Origin of the sequence: Methylobacterium bullatum (genome assembly GCF_014845095.1) — a bacterium.
In the GTDB taxonomy this organism is placed as follows: domain Bacteria; phylum Pseudomonadota; class Alphaproteobacteria; order Rhizobiales; family Beijerinckiaceae; genus Methylobacterium; species Methylobacterium bullatum.
The window spans coordinates 1-15,386 of the sequence record NZ_NKUG01000068.1 but is presented as its reverse complement, the minus strand read 5'-3'; the positions used below and the strand labels follow the sequence as shown (position 1 = coordinate 15,386).

Genomic DNA, 15,386 nt, shown 5'->3' with positions numbered 1-15,386 from the left:
CCGTCACCGCGCCAATGCGCCTACCCCCCTTCCGCGAGGCGGGCGTCAACGCGGGGAGGCGGTCACCGGATGCAGCAGGAGGGCAAGTGCCGTTCCAAATCTTATGCCTATCCGGCGGCGGGTACATGGGCCTTTACACTGCCAGCGTGCTGGCGCGCATTGAGAAGCAGACCGGGCGACGGATCGCAGACTCGTTCGACCTCATCGCCGGTACCTCCGTTGGAGGCATCATCGCGCTGGGACTTTCCATGGGACGGACAGCGGGCGAGATCGAGCAGGCATTCATCGACGACGGGGATAAGATATTCCCCGCCAAACGCCCTCCCGTCGGATGGCTTCGTTCCAGTCTCCAGGTGCTCGCCGGCGTCGCGTGCTCACGCCACGATCCGGCGCCGCTACGGGCGGTAATCGAGAAGATCGTCGGAATCGACGCAAAGATGTCGGGCCTGTTGACGCCGACGGTTGTCACGGCTGTCAATCTCACGAAGGGCAAGCCCCGCGTTTTCAAGACCGGACACCACCGAGACTACACGCGCGACTGGACACTGGACGTCGCCGACGTCGCCCTCGCGACTTCAGCCGCGCCGACATACTTCCCGATCCACTGCATCGATGACGAGCTCTACGCAGACGGTGGCATGTTTGCCAACTCGCCGGACATGGTTGCCCTGCACGAGGCCGAGCATTTCCTGAAGAAGGATCGCAGCGAAATCCGCATCCTCAGCGTGGGCACGACGACGGCCGCGTTCGCGTTCTCGGCTTCGACAAAGCTACGCCTCGGCTCATGGGGATGGATGCAGGACCAACGCCTGCCTACCGTAATGATCGGATCCCAGCAGGCCATGACGAACGACATGTTGAGCCACATGCTGCCGGGCGCCTACTTGCGTATCGATCACGAGCAGTCGCCGGACCAGCGCCGCGAGCTGGCGCTAAACTGCGCTAGCTACCAGGCACAGAAGAACCTGCGAGCGGCGGCGACCGCTTCCGCACAGGAAGCGTCAAAAAGCTCGCTTCTCCGCACGATGCTGGAGCACAAAGCCCCGCGGTTCGACTTCATAAATGCCTCGCTTCCCCGCTCGACCACGGCCATTGGCTGACGCGGAGCGTTGTCCCGAGACAGTTGGTGGTGGCTAGCACGTCAACCCAGAATTGGACATCGATTCGGTGAACGATGCTGGAGGCCAACTAGGATGTTCTGCATACTGAACCTCTCGCGCCCCATCTCCGTAGGAAGCCGTTGCCGTCCGGCGTCGGCGTCGTTAGGTGCGCGTGCTAGGCGACGGATGTCGTGATCGCCGGGCGGGTCGATGTTTGAACTCGCCAGGTAAGCGGACTCTCGCGAGATCGAACACGGACGTCCACAGTTGGCGCAAAACGAACGCCAGCTTCGTCGAGTGACATCGGGGTATACCCTGCTGTGACGTAACATAGCTGGCGCCTGTCGTCGTAACATCTGGGTTGACACCAGCTATTTGTGACAAGGTAGCCTCGGGCTTACACCCTGAGGTTACACATTATGGCCCGCATTGGTTACGCCCGTGTTAGTACGCTCGATCAGGATCTCGACGGGCAGGTCGCCCGGCTGAAGGCCGAAGGCTGCGGGGTCATTCGTTCGGAGAAGGTTTCGGGCGGCAGCCGTGACGGCCGGGCCGAGTTGGCGACGGTGCTGGAGTTCCTTCGGCCGGGCGACGAACTGATGGTCACGCGCTTGGACCGGCTCGGCCGCGATACCCGAGACGTCCTCAACCTCATTCATGAAGCCGAGCAGCGCGGTGCGCATGTGACCGTACTCGACCCCCACGTCTCAACGCGGGGCGAAATGGGTCACGTGGTTCTGACCGTGCTTGGCATGGTCGCGCAAATGGAACGGCGGTTCATCAAGGAGCGCCAGCGCGAGGGCATCGAACGCGCGAAGGGCAGCGGTGCTTATGCCGGCGGCAAGCGCCGCCTCGACCGTGATCGGATCAAGGCAATGGCATCAGCAGGCAGCGGGGCCGCAGCAATCGCTGGGGTCTTGGGCTGCTCCCGCATGCAGGTGTACCGGGTCCTACGAGAAGCCTGAAGGAGCGACCGTAGCAGGCTATGCCGATTTCCTGGGCGGGCGATAAGCGGTCGTTGAGCTACCCGATGCATGTGGGTATGCCGTCGGCAACGGCTCGTTGCCACGCTCGACCACGGCTATCTCGCGCCGCTCCTTTTCGGAGAGAGAGTATGTTCACTCACGTCATGATCGGCAGCAACGACCTGGAGCGGGCACGGTGCTTCTACGATGCCACATTCGTCGCGTTGGGAGGGAAGCCCGGCGTGATGGACCCCAGGGGCAGGCTGATCTACGCTCATGACGGCGGGCGGCTGATGATCACGAAGCCCATCGATGGCAAGCTGGCGACAGTGGCCAACGGCGGAACCATCGGTATCGCCGCATCAAGCCGCGAGCATGTTCTGGCGTGGCATCAGGCCGGCATCGCGCATTGTGGCGCCGCCATCGAAAGCCCTCCCGCAGACCGCCCGAACGGGTCCTTTGTCGCTTATCTTCGCGATCCGGATGGAAACAAGCTCACCGTACGGACCCAGGCTACGAAGTGACAAAATCCGTGGTCGCCATCACTCTGCTCGAACTCGAAACCGAGTGCGGACGTAGTGCGTCCGAGAAGCTTCGTAAGCCTTCCTCATTTTAATGACTAAAAGCAGACGTTCGCTTTCACGCCAGTTTGTAATCGCGCAGCTGAATATGGCGCGTTCTCCGAGACGGCCGTTGCCGCAGCTCGGCTTGCCGGTCCGATTATCGTCATATATTGGCCTCGGTCGCCATCCGTGCAATTGTCTCGTTATCGACTGTCAGCAGACTCTTACGACCAGAAACCTGGGTGCTTGCGACCGGATGACTCCAGCTTTTGCATCATCATGCTACCCCTTTCGAGATCAAAGAGGTGATATGATCAGCTTCAGCAGGGAGGAGCATCCGCTTGCCAATTGATGTCCAGCCACCGTCGCGCCAGCTGCTCAAGCGCATGGAGACTCGCTTTGCACTCCAGCAAGACGACTGGAATGATCATAGTTTTAATACCCTCTATCATCTTCATTATAGGCACGGTGAGGATCCTGCCGATGTGACATACCTGGGTGGTGTTAAGATCTTAAAGAAAGGGCAAACCTCCTCTGACCCAAAGCTCATCAAAAAGCCGTTTAATAGTCTTTCTGACGCCTGGGTTTCTGTAGGCACCAGCCTTGATTACTACCAGCGTTTGAATGAGCTTTCTTCGCGCAGGCGAAAAATCATCATGGATGCGCTTAATGATGTAGTCGCGCATCCCGACTTGGTTGTCGAGTTCGAGAAGGAGAAAGGATGGGAAACATCCCTTTTTCGCGATAACAGCAACTGGCGTTCATTTCTCGATGACGCAAGAGCTCTTTACGAAGGAAATTTCTCTGCTCTCGCTGATTTGGATACAAAGTTTTCTTACACACCTGTTGGGTCGAAAGACCCTATCGAGTTCGACTTCAAATCTCCCGAACCATCACTTTACTTTGGCCCTTACCGGCGGCTCGGGCCAACACAGCACCGGGTCCTACTCCCTGATCGCATAATCGTGTTGGTAGGTCGCAATGGTTCCGGCAAGAGCACGCTGTTGGCGAGACTGGCACATGTGGCATTCGCATCCCCACAGGATCGGGCGACGAAAGAGCTGAGACGGCTTGGATCGCTGACCCCTTCTTCGATAGGGTTCATGCGCGTTATCACCATCTCCTACAGCGCGTTCGATAGCTTCGTGGTGCCGGGATTGGACGCGAAGGACATTTCCCAGACGACCCAGGATCTCGCCAGCGGAGATGGACGGTTCGTATTTTGCGGACTACGCGACCTTGTTGCCGAGGCACGCGCGGACGTTGAAAAGGATGAGCTTGAGAAATCGGAAGACGAAAAGGAAGTCCAGGTGGAACGGCGGACGAGTACTCGCCTGAAGCCTGTGGAGCAGTTGGCCGGTGAGTTCGCCGCACTCGTGTCGCGCATCCGAACGGAGGGCCGGGTCGAACTTTTAGAGGCCGCGCTTGAACCGCTGTTCGCGGACCCGTCGTTCAGCGAACTACGGGACCAAATTTCTCGGCTCACCGGCACGTCCAAGGGCGCGAGGGCCGTATTCCTCAGCTGGAGCACCGGCCATAAGATTGCACTTCATGTTGTTGCTTCGCTGGTCGCTCACGCCCGGCCAAGGTCACTCGTGTTATTTGACGAGCCTGAGGCGCATCTACATCCTCCACTGATGGCGGCGCTGATGCATTCGGTGCGTGTCGTGCTGACTGAGCTGAATGCGCTTTGCATTGCTGCAACCCACTCTCCAGTACTGTTGCAGGAGACTCTTTCGCGCCATGTTCGCCGCGTGCACCGTATCGGTGGCTTGATCGAGGTCACAACACCGAAACTGGAGACGTTCGGCGAGAACGTTGGTATCCTCACTTACGACGCATTCGGGCTCACGGCTGCCAGCACCGACTATCATAAGGTACTCGACCTTCTGGTGAGCGGTAGCGACAGCCTTGACGACATCGAAGCCCTCTTCCAGCCGGGGATGAGCGCTCAGGCAAGAGCTTACGTCCTCACCCAGTTTGCACGCAAAAAATGAGAAATCTGCCTGCTCCCCCCCGCGACCGCGATAGGTCCGATTTGAGGACAGCAGTCCGGCGTTACACGTATCGAAAGGTGCAAAAAGGGCATAATATCACCGCAGTGGAAATTGAGGAAATCCTCAGGCTTTATGACGTTTACGAGGGTAATTGCGGTGCAGCTTGCGATGCATTGAAAGGCGAAAATTTGCCCGCTTTACTGCTCGACGCCATACAAGCGGCTTTCGAAAAGACCCAGGAAGGTCGGCAATTATATTCACTTCGGGAATTATTGTTTAATGGCGTTTCGCATTGTCCAGTCTGTGGTATCGATCCACCTACTGAACTTGACCACCAGCTACCTCAGTCAATTTTTAAGCCTCTCAGCATCCATGCGCGTAACCTTGTGCCTTTGTGCCACTCCTGCAATCACACCAAGTTGGCTGGTTTCGGGGTGGGAGGACGCGCCTTCCTGCATGTCTACTATGACAAGCTGCCCGATCTGGATTTCCTACAGGCAAATATCGCAGTAAACGGCAATACGCTGGTTGCTACCTACTCAATCGACGCTGCGGCTGCTCTACCCCCTGGTTTCACGGATCGCTTGACTGGTCAGATGGAGACGCTCAAACTTAATCAGCGCTATCAGCAGGAGGTAAACACCTACATTTCATCGCACGCTGCTGCCCTGCACCTTACCTATGGTGCGATTGGTCAAGAAGGCGTGGTTGACTTGTTGCGTCTCCAGACCAGATACGAAACGCAGGCGTTTCATAGGAACCACTGGCGTCCGGCACTGCTGCGCGCCCTGGTTCAGCACAACGACTTTACGAGTGGAGGATTTGCGCACGTCTTACCTATCCCGGCCGATATGCTTCTCGACCTTTCCAAGTGACCGTGCGTTGCAAGATATTAGTCGTTCCAGCCATTATTGGTCGCTCGGGTGGAACATCAGACTGATCTGAAACGAACCTTCTCGGCGCCTGCTTTGGGTCGAGTGCAGATAATACCAGCCAGGATCCCTCCATCAGCAAGCCCTTATGCGGAGGGGACCATGACATCCGAGCCCTCACCGGCACTGAACCCAGTTCGTTGTCGAGCCATCCCTGCTCAGCGACAGCCCACCACGCGTGAGAGTGTAGGTGGTGCTCCCGAAAATCTCTGGCTGCTCGACATCGTCGGTTGCGTGTGAGCCATCGACATCCCAGGAGGCTGAGCCGACGCGCCGAACGGCATTGACTCTCTGCGGAAACTCGAAGTCGCGCGTTCCGGTTCGTTCCTGCAGTGAGTATCGTCAGCACGCCATACTCGTCATAGTCAGGCTGATTCCGCTTGGGGTCTCTGCAGGCGCGTCGGTCATTGAACCAGCGTCCTATGAGCTCGCGTGGGTACTCTGCCCCAGGATCGCGGTAGATGACGCTCCATGACGCCTCGGGCATCGTGCCGGGGCACAGGGCGTTGTAGGCGGTCGCAACGGTCGCCTCATTGGATCGGGTGGAGCCGTCGAGCCACTCACCGCTGGCGATGTCCTGAAACAGCCATTGCCGATCCGCATCGATATGGATGTCGGCCGATGACCCCGACGGCTTCTCGGCGAGGCGATAGCTTTTGTCATCGAGCGTAACTGTCTTTCTGTAGCAGTTCGCTTTGGCCGTTTGCGTTTCGTCGGGCATGCGCGCGACGCAGACAGAAATATCGTCCCGGTTCTCGTCCCCTTTGACCTTTTTGCAATAGCTTAGTCGTTCTTTCGGCCCTGCACGGAACACGCCGGTGGCCGCGCTGGAGCCTTGACCCGTGAGAGCGGTCGCCGCGAGTGCCGGGCTGTGATCGGGCTCAATCATGATGTCCGAGAGACGGGCCGTGAAGCGCAAAGGGATCTTATACGATACGACCTTGAAGGCCGCGGCGCTCGCCCAGCCGGTCTTGAACACGGGGTGCTCGACCGCCACGAGCTTGGCGGGGTCGCCGGCCGCAGGGACGCCCCCCGGTTTCATTGGGTTGCCCCGGATCACAACGCGGCAGCCCGGCTCGTTCGTGATCGCGGTGCGACGCGGCTCGCCCACCGGTGTGGTCAGAACGCGCTCGTAGGCGGCCCTGTCCGCGCAGAACAGGGTCGGCGCGCTCGTCACGCACCAGTCACCCGGCTTGCACCAGCTGCGCCCGGCCGGCGTCGGTCGCAGTGTGACACCGATGCCGACGAGATCCCCACGCGCGAGGTAGTAGCTCGATTGAAAAGGCCCGCCACTGCCGAACGACACGACGATGGGTCCGGTGCTGGCAACGGCTGAGCCGACCTCGCCTGTGTTGCCCTCGCCGACCTGAACGCATTTGGCAGCCGATTTGGCCTCCGTTGAGTCCAGTGTGAGATCGGCCGCGCTCGGGCATGCCCATACCGGCGGTCCTGGCCGGACGGCGCAGAAGCCTGGCCCCTGGCAGGTCGTGGCCGTGGCGCTGCCGGCCGGGGCGAACACACCCATCGGGATGTAGCCGAGATGCCGGCCCTTGTCGGTCGCGTACATGACCTGCGCCGACTTCGTCGCCTCGACGGCGAACCACCGATTGGCCGGGACGATCTCACAGGTCCCAGCCTGGACCGCGGCAAGGCCGGTCTGCCGCCCCCGATCCGGTCCGGCCTGAGCAATCGCCAGCGCGACGTCGAGGCTGCACGCAAAGGTCGCCTCAGGCAGGCGGCATTCGGACCCGGCTTCGCAAGTCGGGGGTATTTTAGCGGGAGTGATTGACTCGACGGCCTTGGCAGTCTGCGTCGGAAGGAATGCCCCGGCCATAGCGACCGAGAGAAGCGCGATCTTGGCACGAGCCGATATGAAAGTGACCCCGTGCATCCTGTGCAGGGTGTGCGTCACGACCACCCCGACGCCGTCTCTGACCAAGGCGGCGCGCATCAGAAGTCCTTTTTCACGGTGCGGCTGTCGGGGTAGAGATCACCGTATCGCTCGCGCAACCAGCCCACGGCTATCGCGCAAAAACGGCGCCCCTGTTCGGTGTAGGTCAGTTCCTTGACGTTGCCCCGACCGGTGTAGACCAACTCGGCGATGTCGTCGTTCGCCGCGGCCTCCTCACGATTGGCGGTCTCCCAGCGTTCGTCGGTGGCGAGGCTGGGCTCCTTCTGCAGGAGCGCCGCCTCGATGCCCTTCACCTGCGCTTTCGCCTCCTCCATCTGTTGCGCTGTGAGATAGACGAGGGCAAAGCCAGTGCGGCTATCGAAGCACTGCCGGGCGGCGAGGTAGTTGCGGTAGGCATCAAGCAACATTGTCGTGGGCTTGGCGGCTTCTGCGAGCATTTCTTCGAGGGCGCGCTGCTTCTCCTCCGCGGTGGATGGGCCAAACTGCGCCGAGGCGAAGTTGATCGAGGCAGCCAGCGCGACGGCTGATATGAGTGCGGCGTGGCCAAGGCGGTACGACATTCGGCTTCCTTCTCTTCTTACGGGGGAATGGGTCTGACCGAGTCGCCGACCTGAAGCGGGCTACAATCCGCGAAGGACCGCGCTTTTCAGCGCGCGATGCTCGGGTTCGTCGATGTGACCGGCGGTGCGGAGATCGCCGAGGCGTTCGAGTTCCCGCACTGCATCGGCAGGTGACAGGGCGGGCCGCGCGTGTCCGCCACCATCCCCGTAAGGGGCCGCCACGAGGGCGACCTGACGGGTGTCGTTGACGAACAGGTTCAATCCCGACTCACCGCCCTGCGAAGCGCCGGGCTGATCCGGCCGATGCACCGCGTGCAGCGCCCAGACCAAAGCCACGACCCACCCGACGAGCGCTCCACCGAACAGACCGTTGACCGCCAGGATGACCCAGCGGTTGGGATGGCGTCGGTGGAAGGCAATGATCGAGGGCAGGCTGTAGACGGCCACGCAAACGGTGACCGCGACCAGCACCCAGGCCGTGTCGTCGTTCACGCTCCGCGCGCCTGCGACAGGGCCTGCGCCTTCATCACCTCGAACTCGGCCTCCGACACGCTGCCGCCGGCGCGAAGCTGCGCCAGCCGTTCGATCTCGGCGATCACGTCACGCTGCGGCTGCGCGAGGGGTTGAGCCGGCACGGGGGCTGAGGGGGCCGCGCCAATTGAAGCCGGCACGGCACCGGCTGCCGGGGGCGGCCCGAAACGGTTCGGCCCCGGCGTCCCGGCAAAGCAGGCGAAGACCAGCGCGACGGGGCTGAGCAACAACCACCAGCCCGAATGGTCGGTGTCGTGCATCCGCCGAATGCCGGCGGCCACCTGGGGCACGAGGTGGATCAGGTGGACAAGGCCGATGAACAGGCCGCCATCCTTGTTGCCCGTGGCGAAGGCCGCATCAAGCATCAGGGCGATGACCGCGATGCCAAGGTACACGAGAATAAAGCGCCAGTAGTCGCCGCGCGAGGTGCGGCCGGTGAAGTCGCGAAAGCTCCGCATCGCACTGAGGTACGAGTTCATGTTCGGAATCCTGATGAAGGGGTGGTGACACGGGTGGCGTCGTGGCCAGGGGCACGCAAACGCCGTTTTGGGCGGGTGAGCCGACTGGGCAGCCGGCAGGCACGGCTATCGGTGTCGAGGGCTCAGTATTCCTGAGCCAGCATGATGGTGAGGATGCGCACGGTCACCGCCGGGTTGGCCGGGTCGGGCGAGTGACCGACCATGGCGCGGTCGTAGGTATCGATCTTCCAGAAGCACCGTTGCCCAGCGAGATCGAAGGCGCCGAAATCGTGCTCGCCATACGGGTCGTCGGCGACGCTGAAGGCCGCGAACGATTGCACTGCTGCTTCGGCCTCGCGCCGGCGCTCCTCCGGCAGGGTGGCGACCCCGCGCGACAGCATCACATGGCCGCCGGCAAAGCTCCGGCGGAAGGCATCGTTCAGGGCACGCACCTGATCGGTGCGGGTGGTCGAGGCGTGATCCGCCTCGACGCTGATGGGTGTCGGCCTGTTCATGCCCCTTGCTTCACGCCCTGAACCGCGCAGGGCGGCAGCAATCCAAGCTCGCTGCGGTGCCGGGTGATCAGCGGGTCGTCCGGCCAATCACGCCATTGAAGCTCGAAGGCGTCGTCGGCTTTGGTGTACATGATGATCGCCTCGAACCAGCCCTCTTGGGGGCCGGCGCAGGCGAGCACGAGGCAACCCCGTTCAATGCCGGGCCAATCGGCGGGCGCCTTGAAGCGGCCGCCAGGGCCTCCGGCGCCCGCAGCGCCACTTGCCCCGCCCCCTGAGCTCGGAGGGGTGCTGGCGGCCTTGCCTGAGGCGCTGACAGGCGGGGCAACATCGGGCAAACCCGCCGCTGCGACGAGCCGATCGAACACCTCGGCTTTGACGAACGGCACAAAGGCCTTGCCGCTCCCGAACAGCCGCCCCTGCGGCAGGCCGGCGGCCAAGCTGTGGTGGGTGTCGTCGCTGATCTCGAATACATGCATGCCCATCAGCCCGGCGGCGCGTTCGGCATCGGCCTTATCGCCGACGGCAAACCGCGAGGCGTGGGGGCGGTGTCGTTCGTCGCGGCCGAACAGGATCAGGCTGGGCGGCATGATGGTGGGCGCGCTGGTTGCGGTGTTTAGGGTCATCAAAAGGCTCCAGAAACGACGAAGGCGGCCCGGAGGCCGCCTTGCGTTGAGTGTAAAGGGGAGGATGCACCCGCCCGCTGCCGATGGGGCTCCGGTGGTGGCAGGAGTCGTAACGGCAGGGTCATCGGGGGCATCCAGTCAGCTGCAAAAAACTCGCAGCGAATCTCACATTATAAGATTATCATCCTAATGTCAAGCTGAGGTTGATTTTGGCTTGGGTACATGTCGCTGGGTTGTGCGCTGAGCCCTACCATTGAGAATGGTAGAATGGCCGCAAAGGGTGGCGAGCCGACGTTCAGCCCTGGCCGACAAACGGACATACGGCTCTGCGCCCTTGTCGGTCAAAACGATGAGAGTCTGGCGTGCTCCGGAGCGGAACCTCGCCGGTCAGCTAAGCCCCCGGATTCATAGTGCGTGAACATCCACAGAACGGACGCAGCTAATCATCTAGTCTCGTTTAAGGTCAGGACATAAGCTGTTGCCTTTCTTGGCGCGACTGTCGCGTCGTGTCGCGCTCGGCTGCAACGGCGCGTACCGACCCGCATTCGAACCGCATCCGCCGCGCGACATATTCGCGACGGATCCCCTTGTCCGCGGCTGAGCACTATTGCACCATACAGCAATGGGGGTCGGATGAGTGTCGTGGAGCGAACGAGTATCATCATTGGCGCAAGCGGCCTCGTAGGCTCGGCGGTCGCACGCCGTTTGATACGCGGCGGCCGGAACGTCATTCTGACCTCAACAACGGAATTTACTTCCCGTCGAGCAGAATTGGGTGATCTAAGTAATCAGATTTGGCATGCTGTCGATGTGCGAGACGAGAGCCAAGTGTCGTCATTATTTACGGACCCCGGCACGGGTTCGGGTAGATTCGATGTTGTGTATTGCGCAGGAATGATTTGCGATAAGCCGATCGCAAAATTGGCGTACGATGATTGGAAGCGCGTCATCTCAGTGAATTTGGATGGAGCTTTCCTGACAGTTCGAGCCGCATTTCAGAATATGGCGGTTCGCGGAGAGGGCAGCATTGTTCTGGTGAGCTCGATCTCCGCGCGACGCGCACAAGCGGGGCAGGCGGCTTACGCAGCGTCCAAAGCAGCGCTTGAGGCGCTCTGCCGATGCGCTGCGGTTGAGCTTGGACGTTTCAACGTCACCTGCAACGTAGTCGCTCCGGGACCGCTTTCCGGGGGTATGATGGAGCACGTTCGCCCGGCAGTGAAAGATGCTCTCGTACAACGTACACCCCTCCGTCGACTAGGGTCTGCCGAAGACGCCGCAGCCGCGGTCGAGTTCCTGCTTGGCCCGGGCGCGCGGCACATTACCGGACAGACGATTCTGGTCGACGGCGGATTCACAGTGACTTGAAGGTGCTCGCGATGATGTTGCAAGCCGCCGACTTTAAGGAGATGCTTGAGATCGCGCTGGACTGCGAATTAGATGTCTTCGATATGAATCTCAATTTCTATACTGACTACGAGCTCGACTCGATGGGAGCTGTAGTTTTGTTTGTAGAACTCCAACGCCGAACTGGGTTGGAGTTTCCAGAGGAGATAGCGCCGCTGCTCCAGTCCGGTGCCGCTGTCGAGAAGTACGTTACAAGCGGTCGGTTGCCGGAGGCATGATGACACCCGGCAGGAAAATCACGCGTTCGGAGATCGAAGAACTCCTTCCATATCGGCATCCGATATTGATGGTAGACGAGGTTTGTAGTTGGTGCGCAGACGAGATTGTGGTCAAGAGACACGTCGACGGCGCCGACCCGAATATTGATGGCCACCTGATTGATGGCCCGAAGATTATGCCGGGGGTTCTGCTTATTGAACTTGTAGGACAAGCAGCATTTCTCCATGGTCGGCTGATAGGGGAGGGAAATTCCGATCCAGTTGTGCTCGGCAGATGCAAGGCCCGTTTTATACGACCGGCGATGGCAGGAGAGTACGTGTTCGCTACCGTCACAAAGATCGGAATTGCTGCAGGTGGTGCCGTACACCGAGGGCGCGTCACCATCGAAGGGCAACTGGCCGCAGAGATCGAAATCGTATCGCTCCGGTTCAGATCGAGACCTTGAGGGAGAGTGGCTGGTGACATTTATTTTGCCGGCTGCCAGTGCCAGTCGTTCCTGCCTAGGGGCATCATGGCAAGCCACGTGGCACGCACTGGTTTCCGGTAAGACGGGCTTCTCTCAACCGCAGGCGCAATTTCCCCACTGGCCTCCCGGTCCCCCGGCTGGGATAATTGAGGCGTGGCCAGACGGTGCCCCGGCACCATTTGACCGGTTTAGAAGCATCATTTCGTCAGTGCTTCAAGACATCGCGCCTAGTGTTTTCTGCTTGAACGAGCTTAACCCGGGGGCAAGATGCATCGTAATTGTTGCATCGTCGCATGGCGATCCCGGTCCGCTCGGTGTATTAGCGAATCCGACAGCTGCCCGTATTCCCGGCGATGTGATAGATCGACTGCTCTGGGATGATCTGACTGAGCTTGTTGCAGAGTATCTTGGATATGTACGCCTGATTCCGGTGCACGGGGCCTGTGCGTCAGGCATCGTCGGTCTTCTGGAAGCCAAGTCGGTCCTTGATAGCGGATTGTTTGATGTAGCTGTTCTGTTGGCAGCAGATTCGATATCGCTCCTCGCCTACACGGGATTTCAGAACATCGGGGCAATGTCGAAGGTCGGCTGTCGCCCGTTTTCTGGGGCAGAAGAGGGGATGACCACAGGGGAAGGTGCGGTAGCCTTGCTGCTGGCGGGGCCGAACTGCAGATTGCCGCCCGGGCCGCGAGTCCAGGTCTTGGGTGGTGCGTGTACCTGTGACGGCGAAGGAATGGTGGAGCCAAGTACCAGCGGGCTCGTCGCGACAATCGGCACAGCTCTCGCTTCCGCTCAAGTTAGCCCTGCACAGGTCGAATTTGTATATTGGCATGGTACCGGCACTGCTCGGAACGACATGACAGAGGCTTCAACGGCGCGAGCAATCTGGCCTGATGGCAATGTCCCGACCGGAACGGCGTCAAAAGGTCTGCTCGGTCATACGATGGGCGCAGCGGCTGGGTTTAGCGTTGCATCAGCCGCGGAAACGTTGGTCAGCGGTACTCTTCCTGGAATTCCTTATCGCATCGATGAGAAGTTTGCAGATCTCAATCTCGCTGCAACGAATAGACACGGGCAATTCACGCGCGGCATGTGCGTTGCAATGGGGTTCGGCGGCATAAACGCAGCGATCCTTTTAGAAAATCTAGACAAATGACGCTTTTAACCGGGCAAGTCATTGATGTTTCTCAGGTCCTGGCTGATGGGAAACCACAACTTGCGTCCGAGGCTAGTGAAATAACGTGGAACCCGACGCCTCCTTTTAGAGGGCAGGTGTTCGATGACGAGCACTGGAAGACTGCTCGCAAGTTGGGGATGGCGCGAGCAAGATCATCCTCTCCGGCTGCGTGGCTCGCTGTTAGTGCTGCCAGCGCCGTAAAAAGCCATTTGGTCGACCAGCGCGTAGCGGTGAGCGTAGTGAGCACCACGCTTACTGAGGCGGTGGCTTTTCGCTTCGAGCGTACTGGTCTGCAGCAGGGTTGGAAACTGACAGATCCATTTTGGTTGCCAAACACGATACCTTCGAGTTCTGCCACGGCAATCGTTGCGACGTTGCAACTCAAAGGCTCGGCGATTGCCTTTCCCGGGAGTCTGCAGGGATTTTTTGCTGCGCTCGATCGAAGCTTGCTGGCGCTCTCTAACTGCGCTTGTGAGCGAGCACTACTCGTCGTTGCAGAGGAGAATAGCTGGTTAACGGGCGAGTTGTCAGCTCGCGGTGGCGCCGCCGTGACGCGCGGAGGAGCTTTTGCCGTTGTCCTCGGACCGGCAGGGGAGAGACGCGCCATCATCGAACGCGATGCTGCTCCGCTGTTCGGCCCTGCAACGGAAGGCTCAAATGACGTGAGCGGGCTGAATGCAAAGCCTTACGAGGCCGATGCTGTAGCGAACCTTATGTTCGCTTTCAAAGCTGGCGCATTTGCAGTCCCTCCGACCAGCCGAGCTTTCGAGTTTGTCTCCGGTCGCGAGCGATTTAAAGTGAAACTTAGGCAAATGGGATGAAAACCATTATCTCTGGCCTGGCACTGCGCTTTGAATTTCCTAATAGTGCGGAGCCAAGCATGATCGCGGGGCCATTAGTTTACGCCTCCCTAGGATTTGCGAGAACGACGGGGAAGAGTGCTGAGTTGCTGGGCGTCCTGTCTACAGATGTTAAACAGAGAGAAATAGATACGTTGAGGCAGACTGGCGTAGATCTTAGCACCGTCGAACGGCGAGCTGTGCCTAGTCTGCATCTTCTTACTGGACGGCGCTCGCTCACCTCGCCGCAACGCATTGTGGGCCAGCCTCTCAATTGGTCTCCGGCTCATCGTGTGATCCCCGAGCCCTACATACTTTTCGGAGCAGCAGGGGATCCCTCGTGGCTTCGTCGTCAGGTCGAACACTCGCGTCCCGCGTTCGTAGGTGTGGACCTGCACCTTGATTGGATCCGTACACGCCCGCGTCAGACGGCCGCGATAGTAGATTTATGCGATTTCATTTCAGGCACGGAGGAGGAGTTAATAGCGCTCGGGGCAGAGTCCATTGAACGGGCTCGTCAGCGGGGCGCTGTGATTTTGATTAAAATGGGAGCTCAAGGGGTTACGCTAACCCAGTATACTCGTCGCTACGATCTTCCTCCCCCCTGTGTTCCAGTTACTCTGAACGAGATCGGTGCGGGCGACCTTCTTTTCGGAGCCCTCGCCAGCGTGCCAAGTCTGCTTACCACCCCCGGGGAGCGGCTACAGAAATTTAAGGAAGCGTATCTTGCTGCCTCTCCCCTGATAGAGAAGCTATTGCGCAGCGATGGGCCGGAGGAACTCTACATATTGATCTCAGACTTAAGCGAGTAGATGGAAGCCCGAAACCACAATCGTGTCGAGCTTCGCTATACCCTTACACATATTAGTGCTGCGTCACAGCAGTCCGGAACATCTCACCAGCCTCACCCGACCGGGCCGACATAAACCCGCTGAAGTCCGCTCCAAAAGCATCACTTAGAATCGAACGCAGGCGAGCGTCTCCACCGCCATTCTGGTCATACCCCTCGGCGAGGCTCCCTACCGGAAAGCCGGCCATAAAGTCGAGGATGCCCGAACCTAGCGTTTCTCGAACCTTTTCGTCGACAAACGCGCGATCTAAGCTGCCACCGCCGCCGCCGCCGCC

Annotated in this window: 17 protein-coding genes; 10 read left to right on the top strand and 7 right to left on the bottom strand. The window is 60.0% G+C overall.

The window, feature by feature from the left end:
- Positions 1 to 14 precede the first annotated feature (14 nt).
- The 5 genes from MBTS_RS10060 to MBTS_RS10040 all read left to right on the top strand — a co-directional run bounded on the left by MBTS_RS10060 (position 15) and on the right by MBTS_RS10040 (position 5,500).
- Positions 15 to 1,100: a CBASS cGAMP-activated phospholipase gene (locus tag MBTS_RS10060; protein ID WP_280529919.1), complete on the top strand. Its 1,086-nt coding sequence runs from the start codon at positions 15 to 17 to the stop codon at positions 1,098 to 1,100.
- 419 nt (positions 1,101 to 1,519) lie between these two features.
- Positions 1,520 to 2,065 carry a recombinase family protein gene (locus MBTS_RS10055; RefSeq protein ID WP_192215536.1) on the top strand — a complete coding sequence of 182 codons (546 nt, stop codon included), beginning with the start codon at positions 1,520 to 1,522 and terminating at the stop codon, positions 2,063 to 2,065.
- Positions 2,066 to 2,214: 149 nt separating this feature from the next.
- On the top strand, positions 2,215 to 2,589 hold the full coding sequence (locus tag MBTS_RS10050; RefSeq protein ID WP_192215535.1) for a VOC family protein: 375 nt from the start codon (positions 2,215 to 2,217) through the stop codon (positions 2,587 to 2,589).
- Between the two features lie 380 nt (positions 2,590 to 2,969).
- The gene (locus tag MBTS_RS10045; protein WP_192215534.1) at positions 2,970 to 4,625 is read left to right on the top strand and encodes an AAA family ATPase; all 1,656 of its coding nucleotides are present in this window, start codon (positions 2,970 to 2,972) and stop codon (positions 4,623 to 4,625) included.
- Positions 4,626 to 4,702: 77 nt separating this feature from the next.
- On the top strand, positions 4,703 to 5,500 hold the full coding sequence (locus tag MBTS_RS10040) for an HNH endonuclease (RefSeq protein WP_192215533.1): 798 nt from the start codon (positions 4,703 to 4,705) through the stop codon (positions 5,498 to 5,500).
- On the opposite strand, the gene MBTS_RS10035 is transcribed toward MBTS_RS10040, so the two are convergent.
- The 6 genes from MBTS_RS10035 to MBTS_RS10010 all read right to left on the bottom strand — a co-directional run bounded on the left by MBTS_RS10035 (position 5,463) and on the right by MBTS_RS10010 (position 10,156).
- Complete coding sequence (locus tag MBTS_RS10035; protein WP_192215532.1) at positions 5,463 to 7,508, bottom strand: hypothetical protein; 2,046 nt, start codon at positions 7,506 to 7,508, stop codon at positions 5,463 to 5,465. The genes MBTS_RS10040 and MBTS_RS10035 overlap by 38 nt on opposite strands.
- A complete protein-coding gene (locus MBTS_RS10030) occupies positions 7,508 to 8,029 on the bottom strand; it encodes a hypothetical protein (RefSeq protein WP_192215531.1) in 522 nt (173 codons plus the stop codon). The genes MBTS_RS10035 and MBTS_RS10030 overlap by 1 nt, the downstream gene beginning before the upstream one ends.
- A gap of 60 nt (positions 8,030 to 8,089) precedes the next feature.
- Positions 8,090 to 8,521: a superinfection immunity protein gene (locus MBTS_RS10025; RefSeq protein WP_210322749.1), complete on the bottom strand. Its 432-nt coding sequence runs from the start codon at positions 8,519 to 8,521 to the stop codon at positions 8,090 to 8,092.
- Positions 8,518 to 9,039, bottom strand: a complete 522-nt coding sequence (locus MBTS_RS10020; RefSeq protein ID WP_192215530.1) for a DUF805 domain-containing protein — start codon at positions 9,037 to 9,039, stop codon at positions 8,518 to 8,520. The genes MBTS_RS10025 and MBTS_RS10020 overlap by 4 nt, the downstream gene beginning before the upstream one ends.
- 122 nt (positions 9,040 to 9,161) lie before the next feature.
- Positions 9,162 to 9,533: a DUF3768 domain-containing protein gene (locus tag MBTS_RS10015; protein WP_192215529.1), complete on the bottom strand. Its 372-nt coding sequence runs from the start codon at positions 9,531 to 9,533 to the stop codon at positions 9,162 to 9,164.
- Positions 9,530 to 10,156 (bottom strand): hypothetical protein, encoded by a 627-nt coding sequence (locus tag MBTS_RS10010; protein WP_192215528.1) that lies wholly within the window; start codon positions 10,154 to 10,156, stop codon positions 9,530 to 9,532. Before MBTS_RS10010 ends, MBTS_RS10015 begins: the two co-directional genes overlap by 4 nt.
- Before the next feature lie 633 nt (positions 10,157 to 10,789).
- Here MBTS_RS10010 and MBTS_RS24225 point away from each other — a divergent pair.
- From MBTS_RS24225 to MBTS_RS09985, 5 genes are all read left to right on the top strand, one after another.
- Complete coding sequence (locus MBTS_RS24225) at positions 10,790 to 11,521, top strand: SDR family NAD(P)-dependent oxidoreductase (protein WP_373321298.1); 732 nt, start codon at positions 10,790 to 10,792, stop codon at positions 11,519 to 11,521.
- A 2-nt stretch (positions 11,522 to 11,523) separates the two neighbouring features.
- Positions 11,524 to 11,778, top strand: a complete 255-nt coding sequence (locus MBTS_RS10000) for an acyl carrier protein (protein ID WP_238254056.1) — start codon at positions 11,524 to 11,526, stop codon at positions 11,776 to 11,778.
- A complete protein-coding gene (locus MBTS_RS09995) occupies positions 11,775 to 12,224 on the top strand; it encodes a 3-hydroxyacyl-ACP dehydratase FabZ family protein (RefSeq protein ID WP_192215525.1) in 450 nt (149 codons plus the stop codon). Before MBTS_RS10000 ends, MBTS_RS09995 begins: the two co-directional genes overlap by 4 nt.
- 229 nt (positions 12,225 to 12,453) lie before the next feature.
- Positions 12,454 to 13,401, top strand: a complete 948-nt coding sequence (locus tag MBTS_RS09990) for a beta-ketoacyl synthase N-terminal-like domain-containing protein (RefSeq protein WP_192215524.1) — start codon at positions 12,454 to 12,456, stop codon at positions 13,399 to 13,401.
- Entirely contained in the window at positions 13,398 to 14,243 is an 846-nt protein-coding gene (locus MBTS_RS09985; protein WP_192215523.1) for a hypothetical protein, read from the top strand. Before MBTS_RS09990 ends, MBTS_RS09985 begins: the two co-directional genes overlap by 4 nt.
- An 882-nt stretch (positions 14,244 to 15,125) precedes the next feature.
- On the opposite strand, the gene MBTS_RS23525 is transcribed toward MBTS_RS09985, so the two are convergent.
- The coding region (locus tag MBTS_RS23525; protein ID WP_210322748.1) for a hypothetical protein at positions 15,126 to 15,386 on the bottom strand (261 nt) is incomplete at its 5' end.